Source organism: Trinickia mobilis (assembly GCF_017315705.1).
GTDB classification, from domain to species: domain Bacteria; phylum Pseudomonadota; class Gammaproteobacteria; order Burkholderiales; family Burkholderiaceae; genus Trinickia_A; species Trinickia_A mobilis.
The window spans coordinates 1-3,568 of sequence record NZ_JAFLRF010000097.1 but is presented as its reverse complement, the minus strand read 5'-3'; the positions used below and the strand labels follow the sequence as shown (position 1 = coordinate 3,568).

Annotated in this window: 3 protein-coding genes and 1 pseudogene; all 4 read left to right on the top strand. The window is 59.8% G+C overall.

The genetic code is table 11. The features are described from left to right. The first annotated feature begins 232 nt into the window (after nucleotides 1-232). Nucleotides 233-1,465, top strand: a complete 1,233-nt coding sequence (locus J3489_RS36975) for a site-specific integrase (protein WP_207005734.1) — start codon at nucleotides 233-235, stop codon at nucleotides 1,463-1,465. Next, nucleotides 1,462-2,409, top strand: a complete 948-nt coding sequence (locus J3489_RS36970) for a tyrosine-type recombinase/integrase (protein ID WP_207005733.1) — start codon at nucleotides 1,462-1,464, stop codon at nucleotides 2,407-2,409. Before J3489_RS36975 ends, J3489_RS36970 begins: the two co-directional genes overlap by 4 nt. Continuing rightward, on the top strand, nucleotides 2,406-3,401 hold the full coding sequence (locus J3489_RS36965; protein WP_207005732.1) for a tyrosine-type recombinase/integrase: 996 nt from the start codon (nucleotides 2,406-2,408) through the stop codon (nucleotides 3,399-3,401). The genes J3489_RS36970 and J3489_RS36965 overlap by 4 nt, the downstream gene beginning before the upstream one ends. Nucleotides 3,402-3,489: 88 nt before the next feature. Next, nucleotides 3,490-3,568, top strand: a pseudogene (locus J3489_RS39050) (IS66 family transposase); the annotation flags it as partial.

Sequence of the window (3,568 nt, the reverse complement as noted above, 5' to 3'; positions counted from 1 at the left end):
GAGAGCCTGCTGGGCAAGGCGATCAGCTATTGCCGAAACCAATGGCCTTACCTGAGCCGCTACGCGACGGATGGCCCAAGGACGAATCTGATTTTCCAGCCAATTATGCCGATTCCCCGATTATGCCGCGTCATGCATGCGCGTGACGGTGGGTATGGTCTTTCGTGATTGCTGTGTCGGCATAACCGTATGATTTCTCAGGCTGGCTATCTCGCTGGCCAGGAGAGATCAAATGAAGGCGACACGCACAGTCAGCGAATCCGGCGGGCTGCCGGCCCATCACATTGATGCATTTCTTGATCGTCTACGCGCGGCACACTATTCCGAGGTAACGCTTCGCAAGAAACGAAGAGCCCTGTGTACGTTCTCTGGGTGGATGAAGAGCAGGAACATCGACCTGATTGATCTCGACGAGTCTGCCGCGACTCGTTTTATGACGCGCCTGATCGACGCCCCACGAGACCGCGTCCAGCGCGAGCGTGCCACATTACGGCAGTTCCTCGCCTATCTGCGCGCCGAAGCCATCGTGCGCTCGCCGACGTTGGGCGGCCAATCCGCGATTGCGCACATCTATTGCCGATACCTGGATCATCTGAGGCAGGATCGTGGACTCGCGAAGAACTCCCTGCTTGTCTACGGGCCTTTCATTCGCGACTTTCTCGACAGCCACGCGGCCGGCGACGGAAGTATATTGCCCGATGCATTTGACGCGGTAACGATCCGGAATCACCTTCTTGCCCGCAGCAAAGGGCGGTCGTCGGAGTACACGCGGCTGATGGCAGTTGCGCTTCGTTCGTTCTGCCATTTCCTCTTTCTGCGCGGCGATACGGCACGAGACCTGTATGAGTCAGTGCCATCAGTTCGTAAGTGGCGACAGTCAACTGTGCCGACGTTCCTCACGCCTGAGCAGCAAGAAGCTCTTATTGCAACTGCAGACCGGTCGACTCCGTGCGGTCGCCGTGACTATGCAATCCTGCTGTTGCTAGCGCGGCTCGGCCTACGTGCCGGAGAAATCGTCGCAATCGAGCTTGACGACATTCACTGGCGTTCGGGAGAACTCGTCGTTCATGGCAAGGGGAGAATGGTCGAGCATGTCCCCCTTCCATCGGAGGTTGGAGAAGCAATCGCAATATACCTCCGCGATGGTCGCGGAGCGAGCGCATCGCGGCGCGTCTTTCTTCGCATATGGGCACCTCGGGTTGGTTTGGCCGGACCGGCGGCGATTGGCAAGATTGTTCGTCTGGCCTTCGCGCGTGCCGGTTTCAGCCCCGCGTGCCGGGGCGCCGCACATCTATTCCGTCACGGTCTGGCGACGACGATGATTCGCCACGGTGCCTCGATCGCGGAAATAGCCGAGGTCTTGCGACACCGCTCGCAGGACAGTACCGCGATCTATGCAAAGGTCGCGTTTGAGGACCTGCGTGGGATCGCGCGCTCATGGCCCATGGCAGGAGGTGCAATATGACTGCGATCCGCGACTCTCTCGCACGGTACGTGGCGGTCCGCCGTGCTCTCGGGGCGTCATTCTATGAACCTGCGTTGGCACTCGGTCATTTCGTTGATCTTCTGGAACGCGAAGGCGCCGAGTTCATTACCACCGATCTGGCGCTGCGCTGGGCGACGACTCCCGTACTCGTCGAACGTGCCACCTGGGGGCGGCGCCTCTCCCAAGTCAGAGGATTCGCCAGATGGATGAACGTCATTGACAGTCGAAACCAGATTCCTCCAGCTGGACTCCTGACTGCCCGCAGACGGCGCAATGCCCCGCATATTTACACTGAGCAGGAAATTGACCTGCTTATGACCCGGGCCGCTCAACTGCGCTCCCGAACCGGCATGCGAGCACTGACCTATTCGACGCTCATAGGGCTTCTTGTAGCGACGGGCCTCAGGCCAAGCGAAGCGCTTCGACTCGACCGGTCCGACGTTGACCTCGTTAACGGGATACTCTCCATCCGGGAGTCGAAGTTCGGCAAGTCTCGCTTTGTTCCTGTACAAGAGTCGACCCGGGTGGCACTCGAACACTATGCCCAGAAGCGCGATAACGTCTATCTTTTACGATTGAGCGAGGCGTTCCTGGTTAGTGAGCGCGGCAATCGGCTGAAGGCCTGCACTACGCGAAGCATGTTCGTCAGAATGTCACGCGCGATCGGTCTGCGACCGGCGACAGAGGATGGGCGCGATGGTTACGGCCCGCGACTCCAGGACTTCCGGCATAGCTTCGCGACTGGAAGGCTGGTCGAGTGGTATCGCGCCGGTCTGGACGTAAGTCGGGAATTGCCGAAACTTGCCGCCTACCTCGGGCATGTCAACATCGGTCTTACGTACTGGTACATCGAAGCGGTTCCTGAGTTGCTTGAACTCGCGGCAGCCTATCTCGACAAGAACTGTCCGGGAGAACGGCCGTGAGCGCCGCCGGCCTCCCATCCCTCGTTCAGCGGTTTTTTACCCAGCGCCTGCTCGAGCAGCAAGGTCTGAGTTCGCATACGGTGGCAAGTTACCGTGACACGTTCCGGCTGCTGCTAGCGTTCGCCACGAAGCATATCGGGCGCGCGCCGTCAAAGCTGCGAATCGAGGACTTCGACGTGTCGTTGATCGAGGAATTCCTGCAGCACCTCGAACACGGCAGAGGCAATTCGGTGCGGACACTCAACACGCGGCTTGCCGCCGTGCATGCCTTCTTCCGGTTCGTCGCGGTCAGCGAGCCTGCGTTGTTTCTGCAGTGTCAGCGCATTCTTGCAATTCCATCTAAACGCTGCGAGCACGGCCCTGTTGAGTTCCTGACCGAAAGCGAGGCCGCCGCTCTGATAGGGGCGCCTGACGTACGAACGTGGATCGGCAACCGCGACCGAACGCTGCTTCTTGTAGCGGTTCAAACGGGTCTGCGCAACAGCGAATTGACCACACTCCGGCGTCAGGATGTGATGCTCGGCACAGGCGCCCACGTCCGTTGCCTTGGCAAAGGCAGAAAGATGAGATGCACTCCGCTGCGACCGGATGTCGTTGCCGTCCTGAAAGAATGGCTGTTGTATCAACCAGGCGAACCAGGTGATCCGGTCTTCCCCAGTTCGCGCGGGGGTCATCTCAGTGCCGATGCTCTTCAGCGACTCGTGTCGCGCAACGCCGAAATCGCGCGTCTCTCGTGCCCCTCGCTGAAGAAAAAATCAATAACGCCTCACACGCTTCGGCACACGGCCGCGATGAGCCTGATGCATCACGGCGTCGACCTAACCGTGATCGCGCTCTGGCTCGGTCACGAGTCCTCCGAGACTACTCAGATCTACTTGCACGCCGACATGCAACTCAAGGAACGCGCGCTCGCGCACGCCACGGCGAGCGGCGTCGCGCCGACACGCTACAAACCTCCAGATCCGTTGCTCGCCTTCCTGGAGGCTCTCTGATAATGCCGACAATCCGAGCGACCGGGAACAGAGATCCGCCCAACCGTTGTGTGCGTGGACTCATGACGCGGCATAATCGGGGAGTCGGCATAACGTACTCGAGCGCGACATCAGGCCATTCGTCACCGGAAGAAAATCGTGGCTGCATAGCGACACGGTTGCCGGCG

Bases quoted from the DNA above. Each gene is read 5' to 3' on its own strand.
- J3489_RS36975 (WP_207005734.1), top strand. From the start codon at position 233: ATGAAGGCGACACGCACAGTCAGCGAATCCGGCGGGCTGCCGGCCCAT.
- J3489_RS36970 (WP_207005733.1), top strand. From the start codon at position 1,462: ATGACTGCGATCCGCGACTCTCTCGCACGGTACGTGGCGGTCCGCCGT.